This window comes from Paraburkholderia sediminicola (assembly GCF_046026675.1).
GTDB lineage: Bacteria > Pseudomonadota > Gammaproteobacteria > Burkholderiales > Burkholderiaceae > Paraburkholderia > Paraburkholderia sediminicola_F.
In genome coordinates, this window is the sequence record NZ_JAQQEY010000001.1 from 3,174,066 (window position 1) to 3,189,402 (window position 15,337).

General features: G+C 63.0%; 11 protein-coding genes and 1 pseudogene. 5 read left to right on the plus strand and 7 right to left on the minus strand.

What is annotated here, in order from left to right; all coding sequences use genetic code 11:
- The first annotated feature begins 8 nt into the window (after positions 1 to 8).
- The 5 genes from PQQ86_RS13640 to iolB all read left to right on the plus strand — a co-directional run bounded on the left by PQQ86_RS13640 (position 9) and on the right by iolB (position 6,670).
- Positions 9 to 833, plus strand: a complete 825-nt coding sequence (locus tag PQQ86_RS13640; RefSeq protein ID WP_408267537.1) for an ATP-binding cassette domain-containing protein — start codon at positions 9 to 11, stop codon at positions 831 to 833.
- A 66-nt stretch (positions 834 to 899) separates the two neighbouring features.
- Complete coding sequence (locus PQQ86_RS13645; protein WP_408267540.1) at positions 900 to 2,966, plus strand: bifunctional 5-dehydro-2-deoxygluconokinase/5-dehydro-2-deoxyphosphogluconate aldolase; 2,067 nt, start codon at positions 900 to 902, stop codon at positions 2,964 to 2,966.
- Positions 2,963 to 4,936, plus strand: coding sequence for a 3D-(3,5/4)-trihydroxycyclohexane-1,2-dione acylhydrolase (decyclizing) (gene iolD, locus PQQ86_RS13650; protein WP_408267542.1), 1,974 nt, complete (start codon positions 2,963 to 2,965; stop codon positions 4,934 to 4,936). The genes PQQ86_RS13645 and iolD overlap by 4 nt, the downstream gene beginning before the upstream one ends.
- 10 nt (positions 4,937 to 4,946) lie before the next feature.
- Positions 4,947 to 5,873 carry a myo-inosose-2 dehydratase gene (iolE, locus tag PQQ86_RS13655; RefSeq protein WP_408267545.1) on the plus strand — a complete coding sequence of 309 codons (927 nt, stop codon included), beginning with the start codon at positions 4,947 to 4,949 and terminating at the stop codon, positions 5,871 to 5,873.
- Entirely contained in the window at positions 5,870 to 6,670 is an 801-nt protein-coding gene (iolB, locus tag PQQ86_RS13660; RefSeq protein ID WP_408267548.1) for a 5-deoxy-glucuronate isomerase, read from the plus strand. The genes iolE and iolB overlap by 4 nt, the downstream gene beginning before the upstream one ends.
- A gap of 377 nt (positions 6,671 to 7,047) precedes the next feature.
- On the opposite strand, the gene PQQ86_RS39775 is transcribed toward iolB, so the two are convergent.
- The 7 genes and pseudogenes from PQQ86_RS39775 to PQQ86_RS13690 form a co-directional block, all read right to left on the minus strand.
- Positions 7,048 to 7,374 (minus strand): transposase, encoded by a 327-nt coding sequence (locus tag PQQ86_RS39775; RefSeq protein ID WP_507028553.1) that lies wholly within the window; start codon positions 7,372 to 7,374, stop codon positions 7,048 to 7,050.
- A gap of 7 nt (positions 7,375 to 7,381) precedes the next feature.
- Positions 7,382 to 8,299 (minus strand): annotated as a pseudogene (locus PQQ86_RS13665) (IS256 family transposase); the annotation flags it as partial.
- A 420-nt stretch (positions 8,300 to 8,719) separates the two neighbouring features.
- Entirely contained in the window at positions 8,720 to 11,149 is a 2,430-nt protein-coding gene (locus tag PQQ86_RS13670) for a hypothetical protein (RefSeq protein WP_408267551.1), read from the minus strand.
- 507 nt (positions 11,150 to 11,656) lie between these two features.
- Positions 11,657 to 12,370, minus strand: a complete 714-nt coding sequence (locus PQQ86_RS13675; protein WP_408267554.1) for an ABC transporter ATP-binding protein — start codon at positions 12,368 to 12,370, stop codon at positions 11,657 to 11,659.
- The gene (locus PQQ86_RS13680; RefSeq protein WP_408267556.1) at positions 12,367 to 13,119 is read right to left on the minus strand and encodes an ABC transporter ATP-binding protein; all 753 of its coding nucleotides are present in this window, start codon (positions 13,117 to 13,119) and stop codon (positions 12,367 to 12,369) included. The genes PQQ86_RS13675 and PQQ86_RS13680 overlap by 4 nt, the downstream gene beginning before the upstream one ends.
- A complete protein-coding gene (locus PQQ86_RS13685; protein ID WP_408270275.1) occupies positions 13,116 to 14,405 on the minus strand; it encodes a branched-chain amino acid ABC transporter permease in 1,290 nt (429 codons plus the stop codon). The genes PQQ86_RS13680 and PQQ86_RS13685 overlap by 4 nt, the downstream gene beginning before the upstream one ends.
- Positions 14,398 to 15,336, minus strand: a complete 939-nt coding sequence (locus tag PQQ86_RS13690) for a branched-chain amino acid ABC transporter permease (protein ID WP_408267559.1) — start codon at positions 15,334 to 15,336, stop codon at positions 14,398 to 14,400. The genes PQQ86_RS13685 and PQQ86_RS13690 overlap by 8 nt, the downstream gene beginning before the upstream one ends.
- Position 15,337 lies beyond the last annotated feature (1 nt).

Here is a 15,337-nt window from a genome sequence, read left to right on the forward strand (position 1 = left end):
AGACGACCATGTCCGATACGAATACCGTGAACACCGCGACCAAGCCGCAGGACGACGTGATCCTTGCACTCGAAGACGTCAGCAAATACTTCGGCCAGGTCATCGCGCTAAGCGGCGTGACCTTGCGCCTGAAGCGCGGCGAAGTGCATTGCCTGCTCGGCGACAACGGCGCGGGCAAGTCGACGCTGATCAAGACGCTCGCCGGCGTGCATCGCCCCTCTTCCGGTCAATATCTGGTGGACGGCAAGCCGGTGCAGTTCGAATCGCCGAAAGACGCGCTCGATCTCGGCATCGCCACCGTCTATCAGGATCTGGCGCTGGTGCCCTTGCTCTCCGTGGCGCGCAACTTCTTCATGGGTCGTGAGCCGCAAAAGAAGCTATTCGGCTTCCTGAACGTGATGGACCTCGAAACCAGTGCCACCACCTCACGCGACAAGCTCGCCGAAATGGGCATCAACGTGCGCGACCCGCATCAGCCGATTGGAACGATGTCCGGCGGTGAGAAGCAATGTCTCGCGATCGCGCGGGCGATTCACTTCGGCGCGCGCGTGCTGATTCTCGACGAGCCGACTGCCGCGCTTGGCGTCAAGCAGAGCTTCAACGTGCTCAAACTGATTCACACGGCGCGCGCAAAGGGTATCTCCGTGATTTTCATCACGCACAACGTGCACCACGCGTATCCGATCGGCGATTCGTTCACGCTGCTCAATCGCGGCAAATCGCTCGGCACGTTCACGAAGGACACCATCAGCAAGGACGAAGTACTCGACATGATGGCCGGCGGCGCCGAAATGCAGAAGATGATCGGCGAACTCGACGGCGCGACGATCTGATTCATTCGCGCGGGTTTCCGGCGCTTGTTGCGCCTCACGCCCGCGCTCAGCTATTCAGGAATATTCATGGATCATTCCAGCACATCCAGCAGGACCGGGATCGTGAACGGTGGCGGGCTCACTTCCGCTTCAGCGGCAACAGTCAGCCGTTTCGCACCGGATCGCAGCCGCGACATCGTCTGTCTTGGCCGTCTTGCCGTCGATCTGTACGCGCAGCAGGTCGGCGCGCGACTCGAAGACGTGTCGAGCTTCGCTAAGTATCTTGGCGGTTCATCGGCGAATATCGCGTTCGGTTGCGCGCGGCTCGGGCTTGCATCGGCGATGCTGGCGCGCGTCGGTAACGATCACATGGGGCGCTTTCTCACCGAGACCTTGACGAAGGAAGGCTGCGACGTCAGTCATGTGCGCGTCGACCAGGAGCGCCTGACCGCCCTCGTTCTGCTCGGTCTGAAAGATCGCGATACCTTTCCGCTGATCTTCTATCGCGAGAATTGTGCGGATATGGCGGTGGATGAAGCGGATTTCGACGAGGCGTACATTGCGTCGTCGAAAGCGCTACTGATTACCGGCACGCACTTTTCGACCGAGCAGGTGAATCGCACGAGCCGCCGCGCGCTCGATTACGCGCGACGCAATAACGTGCGCACCGTGCTCGATATCGACTATCGCCCGGTGTTGTGGGGCCTCACGGGCAAGGCGGACGGTGAAACCCGCTTCGTCGCGAGCGAAGGCGTGACCGCGCACTTGCAGCGCATCCTGCCGTTGTTCGATCTGGTGATTGGCACCGAGGAGGAGTTCCGCATCGCCGGCGGCAAAACTGAACTCGTCGACGCACTCGCGATGGTGCGCGCCGTGACGCCGGCCACGCTGGTTCTGAAGCGCGGGCCGATGGGCTGCCAGATCATCGATGGCAAAGTACCCGCAAAGCTCGACGATTTGCCGATTCATGGCGGCGTGGAAGTCGAAGTGCTCAACGTACTCGGCGCGGGCGATGCCTTCGCCTCGGGCTTCCTCTCCGGATGGTTGCGCGATCAACCACTCGAAGCGTGCGCGCGTGCAGCGAATGCGAGCGGCGCGCTGGTCGTCTCGCGTCACGGCTGTGCGCCCGCGATGCCGACGCCCGCCGAACTCGACTACTTTCTGCGCGAAGCCAAGGCCGATCCGCAACGGATGCGCCGCCCCGACCGCGATGCAACGCTCGCGCGCTTGCATCGCGTCTCCCCTGCCCGCAAACAATGGGACGAAGTACTCGGCTTTGCGTTCGATCACCGCAACCAGTTCTTCGAACTCGCCCAGCAGACCGGCGCCGACGAAGCGCGTATCGTGCAACTGAAGGGTCTGTTCGTCGAAGCTGTCGCGCAGACGGAAACCGCCCTGGGGCTGCAAGGCCGCATCGGCATCCTGAGCGACGACCGCTACGGTCAGGACGCATTGAACGCCGCCACCGGACGCGGCTGGTGGATCGGCCGGCCGGTTGAGCTGCCCGGCTCCGTGCCGCTCGTGTTCGACCACGGCCGCTCGATCGGCACGACGCTGATCGCATGGCCGCAGGAACACATCGCCAAGTGCCTCGTGCAATTCCATCCCGACGAACCGGTCGAACAACGCCTCGAACAGGAAGCGCAACTGCGCGCGCTTTACGACGCGACGCAAGCGAGCGGCCACGAGTTGCTCCTTGAAGTGATTCCGCCGAAACACGCACATCTGCCACAAGCACCGGACATCGTTTATCGCGCGTTGAAGCGGCTGTACAACATCGGTATCTATCCGGAATGGTGGAAACTCGAGCCGATGGACGCCGCCCAATGGAAAGCCGTCGACGCGCTGATCGCCGAGCGTGATCCGTACTGCCGGGGCGTGGTATTGCTCGGTTTGTCGGCGGGCGTCGAGCAATTGAACGAGGGCTTTCGCGCGGCGGCGCAATCGGCGACATGCCGCGGCTTTACCGTGGGCCGCACGATCTTTCACGAACCGAGCCACGCGTGGCTCGCCGCCGAGATCGGCGACGATGAACTGATCGCGCGGGTACGCCGCACGTTCGAAACGCTGATTGCGTCGTGGCGTGCTACGCGTGGAACGACAATCACGCGGCCCACCACGGCGGACCATGCACATCAGGAGCAGGCGGCATGAACCAGCGCGTATTGCATCATGATGCGGCGTCGGCCAACGATGCCACCCAGGCTCACGCGCCATCGGGCGGCACCATCCGTCTGACGACCGCCCAGGCGCTGGTTCGCTACCTCGCCGCGCAACGCGTCACGACGGAAGACGGCACCAGCACCGAGCCGCTCTTTGGCGGCGTATTCGCGATCTTCGGGCACGGCAATGTGGCCGGAATGGGCGAAGCCTTGTATCAGCACCGCGAAGCGTTGCCCACGCTACGCGCTCACAACGAACAGGCGATGGCGCACAGCGCGATTGCCTATGCAAAGGCGCATTTCCGTCGCCGTATGATGGCCGTCACGACGTCGATCGGCCCCGGCGCGACTAACCTGGTCACGGCGGCCGCGCTCGCGCATGTGAACCGTCTGCCGGTGCTGCTGTTGCCCGGCGATGTGTTCGTTTCGCGCGCGCCCGATCCGGTGTTGCAGCAGGTTGAAGATTTCCATGATGGCGGCGTCTCCGCCAACGATGCGTTCAAACCGGTGTCGCGCTACTTCGACCGCATCGTGCACCCGGCGCAATTGCTCAATGCGTTGCCGCGCGCCTTGCGCGTGCTCACCGACGCCGCGTTGTGCGGCCCTGTCACGCTCGCGCTGCCACAGGACGTGCAAGCACAGGCATGGGATTTCCCGGCCGACTTCTTTACGCCGCGCGTCGTCACGTTCCATTCCCCTGCGCCGCGCGCTGAAGACATCACCGCGGCAGTTGCCCATCTGCGTCGCGCCAAGCGGCCGTTGATCGTCGCGGGCGGCGGCGTGCTCTATGGCCGCGCGACCGACGCGCTGCACCGCTTCGCCGCTGCGCACGGCATTCCCGTAGCCGAAACGCAGGCCGGCAAGGGTTCGCTCGCGTGGAACGATCCGCTGAACGCCGGCGCGTTGGGCGTGACCGGCTCGCCCGCCGCCAATGCGCTCGCCCACGATGCAGACTGCGTGCTGGCAATCGGCACCCGCTTGCAGGACTTCACCACCGGCTCGAATACGTTGTTCACACAGGCCGACGTGATCGGCATCAACGCGAATCCGTTCGATGGCCTCAAGCATCGCGCGCTGGTGCTCGAATCCGACGCACGTCTTGCGCTGGACGCGCTCGCCGAATCCCTGCAAGGCTGGCATGCAGACCGCACATGGACCGCGCGCGCGCACAAACTCGCGGCGAGCTGGCGCGACACCGTGAGCACGCTCACGCATGCGCCGCAACGCGACACCGTGCTGCCGTATGAGGGCGACGTGATCGGCGCGGTGCAGCGTTCAAGCGCGCGTTCCGCGACCGACGATATCGTCGTGTGCGCAGCGGGAACCTTGCCGGCCGAGTTGCACAAGCTATGGCGCGCAGGCAAACCAGGCGCTTATCACGTCGAATACGGCTACTCATGCATGGGCTACGAGATCGCCGGCGGCCTCGGCGTCAAACTCGCACGGCCCGCGCGTGAGGTGATCGTGATGCTTGGCGACGGCAGCTATCTGATGATGAACAGCGAGATCGCCACTTCGGTGATGATCGGCGCGAAGCTGATCGTGGTGGTGCTCGACAATCGCGGCTACGGCTGCATCAACCGCTTGCAGCAAGCCTGCGGTGGCGCACCGTTCAACAACCTGCTCGACGACTGCATGCAAGGCCCGCTCGGCGCGCCGAAGATCGACTTCGCTGCCCACGCACGCGCGCTCGGCGCGCAGGCCGAGCACGTCGCGAATATCGCTGAACTTGAAGACGCACTGCAGCGTGCGCGCGCCGCCGATCGCACCTACGTGATCAGTATCGACACCGATCCCGCCCGTACTACGGACGACGGCGGCTGGTGGTGGGAAGTCGCCGTGCCCGAAGTATCGGCGCGCGACACCGTGCGTGCTGCGCGCTCGCAATACGATGCGCAACTCGCTGCCCGCGCGGCGCCCACCGACCCCAGCGACCGCCCCGGCCACATCGACAACGAATGAGGACGCCCGCATGACTGCTTTCGACGTACGTATCGGCATCAACCCCTTATCGTGGATGAACGATGACTTACCTTCGCTCGGCGGCGAAACGCCACTCGAACTCGCGTTGACCGAAGGGCGCCAGATCGGCTACCAGGGTTTCGAACTCGGCAACAAGTTTCCGCGCGAACCGCAGGCGCTGAAGACACTGCTTGCCCAATACGATCTGGCCTTGGTCTCCGGCTGGTACTCCGGACGCCTCGCACGACGCAGCGTGGAAGAGGAAATCGCCTCGGTCGGCCCGCATCTCGAACTGCTCGCACAGAACGGTGCGACTGCGATGGTCTATGGCGAAGTCGCCGATTCGATCCAGGGCGCACCGCAACCGTTGTACCAACGCCCGCGTTTTTTCAGCGAAGCGCAATGGGCCGCGTATACGGCGCGCGTCGATGAATTCGCGCGCTATACGTTGAGCCGCGGCGTGCGGCTGGCGTACCATCATCACATGGGCGCGTATGTCGAAACGCCGGCTGACGTCGATCAGCTGATGTCGCGCACGAGCGACGCCGTCGGCCTGCTATTCGACGCAGGACACATCACGTTTGCCGGCGGCGATCCGCTCGCGGTGCTCGACAAACATATCGGGCGCGTGTGTCACGTGCACTGCAAGGACGTTCGACCCGCGGTGATGAAACTGGCGCGCAATCGCAACTGGAGTTTCCTCGACGCCGTGATCAGCGGTGCGTTCACGGTACCGGGCGATGGCGCGGTGAACTTTCCGGCGATCATCGATCGATTGAAGCGGCATGGCTATCGTGGCTGGCTGGTAGTTGAAGCGGAACAGGACCCGGTGGTGGCGCCATCGTACGAGTATGCGCAGAAAGGATTCCGGACGTTGCGGGCGCTGGTCGATGCACCGCTCGACGCCGGTGGCGGGACTGAGCAGGAGGCAGCATGAGTTTACTGGTGAAGGCGCAGCGCGAGGGCCAAACGATCGCGCGGGTGACGCCTGAGTCGGCGTGCTGGCGGTATGTGGGATTTGCGGCTTACCGGCTGGGCGCGGATGAAGTCGTGCATGTGTTTGAGCCGTCTCGCGAAGTATGTATCGTCGTGCTGACGGGCGCGGTGGATATTGAAACTGCTGATGCGAAATGGAGTTCGCTGGGTTCACGCGATAGCGTGTTCGAGGACTCCGCGCCGTATGCGGTGTACTTGCCGCCTGGCGTGCGGGTGACGGTTCGCGCCTGTCGCGATGCTGAGGTTGGTGTAGCAAGTGCGCCCGGCAAGGGCATGTATCCGGCGAGGTTGATCGAGCCTTCTACGATGAAGCGTTCCACGCGTGGGAAAGGGCTGAATACGCGCTACGTATGCGATATTCTTCCGCAGACTGAGCTTGCGGAGTCTTTGCTTGTGGTTGAGGTTCGCACGCCTGGGGGGCATGCTTCAAGCTATCCGCCGCATAAGCACGATACCGATAATGTGCCTCATGAGAGTTCGCTCGAAGAGACTTATTATCATCGGCTCGATCCGCCGCAAGGGTTTGCTTTTCAGCGCGTGTATACGGATATGCGGGATATCGATGAGTCGATGGCGGTGGAGAATCACGACATCGTGATGGTGCCGCGTGGGTATCATCCTGTTGTTGTTCCCTATGGGTATGAGTCTTATTATTTGAATGTTATGGCTGGGGGGCAGCGGACCTGGCATTTTCGGAATGATCCGGCGCATGAGTGGATTATTAATAAGGATGGTTAAGGGTTTTTGCCTTTCGCGGCGGCATTTGTCCGTGTTCTTAGGGCTTTGGCCTTTCCTTGATTTGTTAGTGGTCTATTAGCGTTGCCCCTGTGCGGGGCGGCACCTACTTTTCTTTGCTTGCCGCAAAGAAAAGTAGGCAAAAGAAAGCGGCTCAAACCGCTCATGCTAAGTGGGGCCCGTGGTCTGCTGCGGGTAGTGGTGCATCTGGAATCCGTGTTCTCGCACATTCCGCGTTAGTGACAAAGGTGTCATCAGCTCCCACTCCGCACTGCGTGCGTCGCGGACGGGTCTGCATGGGAAATCACCGGCTTCGGTTTTGGTTTGTGGGGCCGTCGGCTTCGGAGGGTGTCCGGAATTTTGTGTAAACGGGTATTGATTTAACCCGGTAACAGGCGGTCTTCGAACTGGATAGTGAAGCGGTTCAGGGCTGCCTTCCAGTCGCGGATCGGCATCGACCACTTCTTGCTGATGTTGTTAAGTGCCAGGTAAAACAGCTTGGTCACGGCCTCGTCGGTCGGGAACGAACTGCGGGTTTTGATCACCTTGCGCAGGCTCATGTTGATCGATTCGATGGCGTTGGTGGTGTAGATCACCTTCCGGATCTCCGGCGGATAGTCGAAGAACGGAATGACGCGTGCCCAGTTGCGCCGCCAGCTCTGCCCCGATGGACGGATAGTCCTTGTCCCACGTGGCTTCGAAGGCACTCAGCTTCTGCTCGGCCAGCTCGACCGTCGATGAAGTGTAGATCGTCTTCAGGTCGGCGGCGACCTCGCGCTGCACCTTCCAGGACACGAAGTTCAGACTGTTGCGCACCATATGCACGATGCACAGTTGAACTGCTGCCTTCGGATAGACTGCTTCGATGGCTTCGGGGAAGCCCTTGAGCCCATCGACACAGGCAATAAAAATGTCCTGCACGCCGCGCGTTTTCAGCTCGGTCACCACCTGCAGCCAGAACTTCGCGCCCTCGGTCTGGGCGATCCACAGCCCCAGGACTTCCTTGTGGCCGTCCATGTTCACGCCGATGGCGAGGTAGACCGCCTTGGTCCGTACAGCACCGCTGTCGCGCACCTTGACGTGGATGCAGTCGAGATAAACGATGGGGTAAAGCGCGTCGAGCGGGCGGGCTTGCCAGGCCTTCACATCCTCGCTCACCGCGTCTGTTACGGCCGAGATGAGCGTGGGCGACACCTCGGTACCGTACATTTCTTCCAGATGCCCCTGAATCTCCCGCACGCTCAGGCCGCGGGCATATAGCGAGATGATCTTGTCGTCAAAGCCCGACCAGCGCGTCTGATGACGACTCACCAGCTTCGGCTCGAACGCACCCTGACGGTCACGCGGGATATCGAGCGGCAACTCGCCAAACTCCCCCTGCAACGTCTTGGCGCTATGGCCGTTGCGGGTGTTGCCCGTGGCATTGGTGACCGCTTCGCTCTTGCCGTGGCCCAGGTGTTCGGACATCTCCGTCTCTAGCGCCCGTTCAACCAGCATCTTCGTGAGCTGCTTGAGCAGGCCGTTCTCGCCAATCAGGTCCTCTGGTTTCTGGTAGTTCGCCAGCAGGCTGTCGGCCAGCTTGACGAGCTCAGGGTCGGGTTTCACGCGTTTGTTGCGTTTCGCTACGGTCATCGTCGCTCCTGATTACTGGCAGTCTCCTGCCAAATGACCGTTTACACAAAACTAATTACACCCTCCGGCTTCGCCTCGGCGACGCGCCGAATGACGGGTGTACGCGAAACCGCAGCGATCGGTTTTATGAACTACGCTTCGGCGCGCGCAGCGCCGCCGGAAGTATGACGCCCTTGTCACTGGCGCATGCCAGGGCACGAACACAGATTCCAGATGCACCACTACCTGCAGCAAACCACGAGCCCCACTTAGCGTTAGCGGTTTGAGCTGCTTTCTTTTGCCTACTTTTCTTTGCAGCCGGCAAAGAAAAGTAGGTGCCCCCCCGCATAGGGGGAACGCTGATAGACCACTAACAAATCAAGGAAAGGCCAAAGCCCTAAGAACACGGACAAATGCCGCCGCGAAAGGCAAAAACCCTAACTATTTCCTAGCGGCCAGATCCACTTCCAATCCCCCATCCTCCCCCATCCTCACAGTCCCCTTAGAAACATCCCCCCGATACCCATAAAGATCAAACTTCATCACCCCTGGATTAGAACTATCCCGAATAAAAGTCCTGGCATTCGTGACCAACGAATTAAACATCTTCACATCCCCAGACTCGATCCACACAAAACTCTTCGCCGCCCCAACAGGCGGCCTCGCAGCAGCAATAGAACTATCGCGCTTGAACTTCAACACCAACCCTTCGTCAGTCACCGTCGCACTAGCCAGCCGCCCCTGCAAAACCGGCGGCGGAAACACGGTGTACTGATCGAACACCAGTTCGTTACCCTTCAACGCAACACCTTTACGTGTAAACGGCGTCAACGACGCCAACGGAATATCCAGCGCCCGCAACAACCCCGCCTGCGGCACCCCCAGCACCTTCACCGAGGTCGGCTCATAGACAAGATGCCGCTCATCCTTAGCCACGATCGTGCCGCTCATCGTCGTCGGCAACCACACGCCAGGAAAGTGGTTCCACAACTTGATCCCGCCCGACACTTCCAACTTGCCATCCACCGGCTTCAGCTGCAAATCGTTCAGCGAACGGGGCTCATAGTCGAGCAGATAGTCGTTAAACAACGCCGCCATCGCAGACCACGGCTCGACCACTTCGCCGCCAATGATGCGAATATCGTACTGATCGGGATCGTCGAGATCGACAGGTTGACCCGGCTTCTTCGGCACCATCTGCGCATCCAGCGAACGCACATGAAAGCCGATTCGGCCCGATACGTAGAAGTCCACATTCTCGACGTGAATCAACGGCGCAGGTCCGGACGAGTGCCGCTCGTCGCTGATCGCGGAGCCCGGCGTTGCCATGCTCTGGCCGGAAAACGCCGCGCGCGTGCCGACCGGGATCGCGCGTGCAACCGATGCCGTCCGCAACGTCTGCGGCACGTGTTGCCACACGAGGCGTGCCTGCGCGAGCGACGCCTGCTGCGCGCGAATGAAGCTGTCGTTAAAGCGCGCGCTCGCGCTGCCCATTTGCGTCGGCGCATCTTTCGAGGCGCTGGCTAGCGTCGGATATGACGGCAAGTGCACGTCCAGTGCGCCCGCCTCGTCGAAGGTGAAGTAGCCGGCCGCCATCTGGTCGCGGTAGTGATACAGGTCGAGCACGAACGGCGCGTTGGTATCAAGCGGAGTCAGCGCCATGTCGATATTCATCGGCATCGAACGCATGAACTTCACGTCGCCGCCCTGCACCAGCATGCCGCGTGGTGGCATCGTCGCGGGCCAGTCGATTTTCTGCACCGTGCGGTCGTCGAGCGTGAAGCGCACACCTGTGGCACTGGTGCTGATCTGCGTGATGGTCATGCGCAACGCAGGCGGCGGCGTGAGTTTGGCCACCTGCATCACGACGTCGTCGCCGTCGAGACGCGCGATCGGCGTGTCCACTTTCAACAGGTCGGCCATCTTCACGTGCGCGGCCTGCATCAGCTTGTCGGCGCCGACGCCGGCCACTTCCACGTGATCGGCATGGAACACGAGGTCGTCGGCGTTGCGCATCGACAGCGACCCGATCAGCACGATCGGCACCCACGTGTCGCGGTGCATCTCGCCCGTAATGCGCAAGGTGCCGCCGTTTTGCGGCACCACTCGCATATTGCGCAGCGGCGAGCCCTGGTACTGGAACAGGTAGCGATTGAAGATCGCAGTGAGCTTGGCGCTGTCGAGCGTGACGTCGCCGCGGTGGACGTTGATCGTCACGCTGGTCGGATCGTCGAACACGATCGGCTGGCCGGCGCGCGCCGGGGTCAGCGTCGCCGCCATGTCGTGAATCATGAAGCCAATGTCGCCGGTCACGCGAAAGTCGACGTCGCGCGCGAACATCAACGAACCGTCGATGCCGGAATCACGCAGCGTCAGCGGACGGCTGCGCTTCTCGGTCATACCGCTCGCAGCTGGCACACGGGCGGCGACGCGCTGTTCGGCAGCGAGCTGTTTGGCCTTGGCAAGTTCAAGCGCGGGGCGCGATGCGGAGGCGGGTTGATCGGCGTTCGCAACGGCGGTGCCGTTCGAAGCGGTAGCGACGCCGTTCGTGCCGTTAGCGGTGAGTCCCGCATCCGGCTGAGATTTTGCCGTCAGCGGGCTATCGTTGTTGCTCACAACGTTCGCTGCCGCGCTCGTTTGTGTCGACTGTGCGGATGTCGCGTCGCCGGTCGTGGAACTCGCGTCGGCGCACGCGGACATCAGCAGTGCAGCCGTCACCAGCGCGGCACCGGCGCCGGCACGGGTGCGCCACGTTTCTCCGAGCGGCGTGCGCGCCACTCGACGCGGTAACTCTCTTTGAAACGGTCGCAGCGCGGGCTCTGCCTGCACGCCGTCAGCCGATGTTTCGCCCAATGCGCCTGTCTGTTTCATGATGTCTCCTCCTGAGGCCGCGGCGCGTCTTTTGCGCGTCCGGCACGGCATGGTCGGTCGCACATACGTCGGCTTTAAACACCGTGCCGCCGTTGCGCGCCTTTGACCTGATTGTCTTGATTTGTCAGCGCGCTGCCGACAAGATTTCTGGAGGACGCTCACCAAACGATCAAGCGTTTGAATCGCTACGGCAAGTCACGGGAAAGCCGCACGCATCAGGCTTGAGCGCGCTGTACGCAAACGGGATTCAAACGGCATCCAGAGCGCGATTTGGGCGCGGACCAAGGGACGAGTGCATCGCGCAGTGCATGACGTGCGCGTCAGGACAACAAAATGGCCGCAAATTCGAATGCGGCGCTGCAATAAAACCGCAGCGAGACGCCTGCCAGGGATGCTCAGATTCGGCTTTGCGAAACCGGGCTTGGGCGCCCTATCGCGCTGACCCTCAGCGAGGTGCGGTGACGCCAGTGAACTAACGGTTATGCGTAGATCCGCTACGCATCGCGGCTAACCCACGCCGAGCCATTCCTGCATCACGTCCGGCCGCTTCACAAACGACGCCAGCGCATCATCGAAGACAATTTCGCCGTGCCCCATCACCGCAACCCTGCTGGCGATGTCTTGCGCAATGACGAGCCGCTGTTCGATCAGCAGCATCGCCACGCCACGATCACGCAGCATCCGCAGGCACCGCGCCACCTGCCCCATCACCAGGCTGGCTAGCCCTTCGCCGGGTTCGTCGATGACCAGCAGGTCAGGGTCGCCAAGCAATGCCCGGGCAAGCGTCAGCATCTGTTGTTCGCCGCCCGACAACACGCCGGCGTGCGCGCGCTTTCTTTCGCGCAGGACGGGAAACAGTTCGTAGGCGTCGTCAAAGGTGAAGCGCGGTGCACGGCCGCGAGCGTGCGGCGCCACACCGAGTTGCAGATTCTCCTGGACGCTCAGCGTCGGAAATACGTCGCGATGCTCAGGCACGTAACCGAGCCCCAGGCGGGCGATCTCGAAGGTGCGTAGCCCGCCGAGTGCATGGCCGGCAAAACGCAACTCGCCCTCGCTGCGTACGAGGCCCATGATCGCGCGCGCCAGCGTCGAGCGTCCGGAGCCGTTGCGCCCGACCAGCGCGACGACTTCGCCCGCGTCGATCTGCAGGTTGACGCCATGCAGGGTCTGGCTCGCGCCGTACCAGGCGTTCATTTGTCGAATGTCGAGTAAGGCGGTCATGGGCGGACGCTGTCGCCAAGATACGCGGCACGCACTGCCGCATCCGCGCGAATCGCCGCCAGCGTGCCGGTCGCGATGATCCGGCCTTGCACGAGCACCGAAACGCGGTCGGCGATAGCAAACACGGCGTCCATGTCGTGCTCGACCATTAGCAGCGTACGGCCGGCGGTGGTCGCGCGAATCAGTTCGATGGCGCGCGCCGCTTCGGCGCGATTCATGCCTGCAGTTGGCTCGTCGAGCAGCAAGGTGTGCGCGCCGCCGGCGAGCGCAAGGCCGAGGTCGAGCGCGCGTTGCTCGGCATAGCTGAGCGTGCCAGCCTGGATATGTCTGCGCGCACTCAGCCCCACGGCTTCGAGCACCTGGTCGGCGCGCGTATCGACCGTGCGTGAGCCGCTAAAACGCTGCCACCAGCGCGTGCGGTCGCGCTCGGCCAGCATGGCCGCGCAGCGCAGGTTGTCGAATACGCTCAGGCGTGCGAACACGCTGGTGGTCTGGAAGCTGCGCGCAAGACCCCGGCGCGTGATCGCGGCCGGCGCGAGGCGCGTGATCTCCGCGCCGAACAGATCGATGCGCCCGGCGTTCGGGCGCGCGCCGCCGGCAATCAGATTGAACAGCGTCGACTTGCCCGCGCCGTTCGGCCCGATCAAAGCATGACGCTCACCGGGCTCGATCGCAAGATCGACGCCGCGCAGAATCCGCGTGGCGCCGATGCGTTTTTCGACGCCGTAGACCGCGAGGGCCGGGATCATCGCGCGTCTCCGGTGATCGGCGTGGCGCTGGCACGCACGGCAAGACATGCTTGCGCACGACGCGCATAGTGCGCGGCGAGTGCGCCTGGTGCGGCCAGCATGAACACCACGACGCCGAGCCAGAGATGCGGCGAGGCCGGCTCCAGCGGCACGCCGATGATGCTAAACGCCGCGCCATCGGCCGCGCCGAATTGCGCGGCATACGCCCACTGCACCGCGAGCACGACGGCCAGCGTCCATAGCACCGCTGAGGCTGCGCCCCATAGATACGCCTTGCCGCATACGCGCCAACCGTAAGCGGCAACACGTGTCGTGTGCCGCTGCATAAAGCCCGCCAGTCCATCCGGCGACGCCACCACGACCACGATAAAGAACAGCCCCAAATAGAACAGCCACGCCCGCGTCACGCTCGCCACCGCAACGCTGAAAAACGTCAGGACGATCGCGCCCACGACCGGCCCGAAAAACGCTCCTGTGCCGCCGATCACCGTCGCGATCAGCACGGCGCCGGAGCGCATCATGCCGACGCTTTCCGTCGACACGAGTTCGACATTGATCAGCCCCAGGGTGCCTGCGATACCCGCAAAGAACGCCGACATCACCACCACGCCATAGCGGATGCGGCGCGGATAGCAGCCGATCGCCGCGGCGCGCGCCGGGTTGTCGCGCACGGCGTTGGCGAGCCGCATGAACGGAGTGCGCGACAACGCGAACATGGTCACGCTCGCCAGCACGCACCACAGCGCGATCAGCGCATACGCCTCGCGTGCAGGGCCGAAGCTCCAGCTTGCGAGCATCGGTCCGCTAGCGCGATCGATCGGCACGCCGGCCTCACCGCCGAACCAGTCGGGCAGCGTCCACGCGGCCGCCGCGACGAGCTCGCCGATGCCGAGTGTGATCATCGCGAAGGCCGTCCCGGCGCGTCGCGTCGACACGAAACCGAACAGGACTCCGCACAGCGCGCCGCCGAGGCCGCCGATCAACGGCAGCAGCACCAACGGCACGCCAATGCGATTGAACACTTGCGCCGCAATGAGCGCGCCGAGGCCGGAATAAGCGGCATGTCCGAAAGAAAGCAAACCCGTTTCGCCGAGCAGCAGGTTATACGAGAGCGCGAATACGATCATCGTCGCGGTTTGCGCGAGATAGGCAAGCAGCCAGCTTTGCGGCCAGACAAAGGGGGGCACGACGAGGAACAGGACGAGCGCGAGCCATGGCGCGAACCTGCGCAGCATCGAGCGCGGCTTGACTGCCGGCACAGCGAGCTTCCCGGCCGGCTCACGCATGATCGTCACGCCGTCCGAACAGTCCACGCGGGCGCAACGCCAGCATCGCGACTAGCAGCAGATAGGGAATCAACGGTGCGAGTTGCGCGAGCGTCAGCGTGTCCCATGCGTCCGGCAGCGCGCCTCCGAATATGGCCGTGAGATCGCCCAGCGACACGTCGCTCGCTACTGCGAAGGTCTGTACGCAACCGACGATCAGCGACGCCGCCAGCGCCCCGCTCAACGAGCCCAGTCCGCCGATCACGACCACCACGAAGACGATCGAGCCGAGCGACTCCGCCATCGACGGTTCGATCACAAAGAGCGGCGCACCGATCACGCCGGCCAACGCGGCCAGCGCCGTGCCCGCCGCGAACACACCGGTGAACACGCGCGGCACGTTGTGGCCGAGCGCCTCGACAGCGCTCGCATGTGTAAGCGCGGCGCGTACGATCAGCCCCGCCTTCGACACGCGCAGCACCGCGTAGAGCACCGCCAACATCGCCAGCGACACCGCCATCATGAAGGCCCGATAGCGTGCAAAGGCCGCACCGTAGACGGTGAACAACGGTCCGTCGAGCACGGCCGGAACAGTCGCGCCAAGCGGACTCAAACCCCAGCCGAGCTTGACCAGTTCACCGAGCAGATACGCGGCGCCGAAAGTCAGCAGCAATTCGGGGAGATGACCGTGCACACGCACGCGGCGCAACAGCCAGCGCTCCAACGCCGCGCCGATCAAGCCGACGATCAGCGGCGCAATCACGAGCGCACTCCAGAAACCCGTATGCGCCGCCACCGAAAAACCGACGTACGCGCCGAGCATGTAGAAGCTCGCGTGCGCGAAATTCAGCACGCCGAGCATGCTGAAAATCAACGTCAAGCCCGCCGACAGCATGAACAGCAGCAGGCCGTAACTGACACCGTTGAGCAGGTTGATGACGAGCGACTGCACG

Coding starts and splice junctions, on each gene's coding strand:
- PQQ86_RS13640 (WP_408267537.1), top strand. CDS start 9: ATGTCCGATACGAATACCGTGAACACCGCGACCAAGCCGCAGGACGAC.
- PQQ86_RS13645 (WP_408267540.1), top strand. CDS start 900: ATGGATCATTCCAGCACATCCAGCAGGACCGGGATCGTGAACGGTGGC.
- iolD (WP_408267542.1), top strand. CDS start 2,963: ATGAACCAGCGCGTATTGCATCATGATGCGGCGTCGGCCAACGATGCC.
- iolE (WP_408267545.1), top strand. CDS start 4,947: ATGACTGCTTTCGACGTACGTATCGGCATCAACCCCTTATCGTGGATG.
- iolB (WP_408267548.1), top strand. CDS start 5,870: ATGAGTTTACTGGTGAAGGCGCAGCGCGAGGGCCAAACGATCGCGCGG.
- PQQ86_RS13670 (WP_408267551.1), bottom strand. CDS start 11,149: ATGAAACAGACAGGCGCATTGGGCGAAACATCGGCTGACGGCGTGCAG.
- PQQ86_RS13675 (WP_408267554.1), bottom strand. CDS start 12,370: ATGACCGCCTTACTCGACATTCGACAAATGAACGCCTGGTACGGCGCG.
- PQQ86_RS13680 (WP_408267556.1), bottom strand. CDS start 13,119: ATGATCCCGGCCCTCGCGGTCTACGGCGTCGAAAAACGCATCGGCGCC.
- PQQ86_RS13685 (WP_408270275.1), bottom strand. CDS start 14,405: ATGCGTGAGCCGGCCGGGAAGCTCGCTGTGCCGGCAGTCAAGCCGCGC.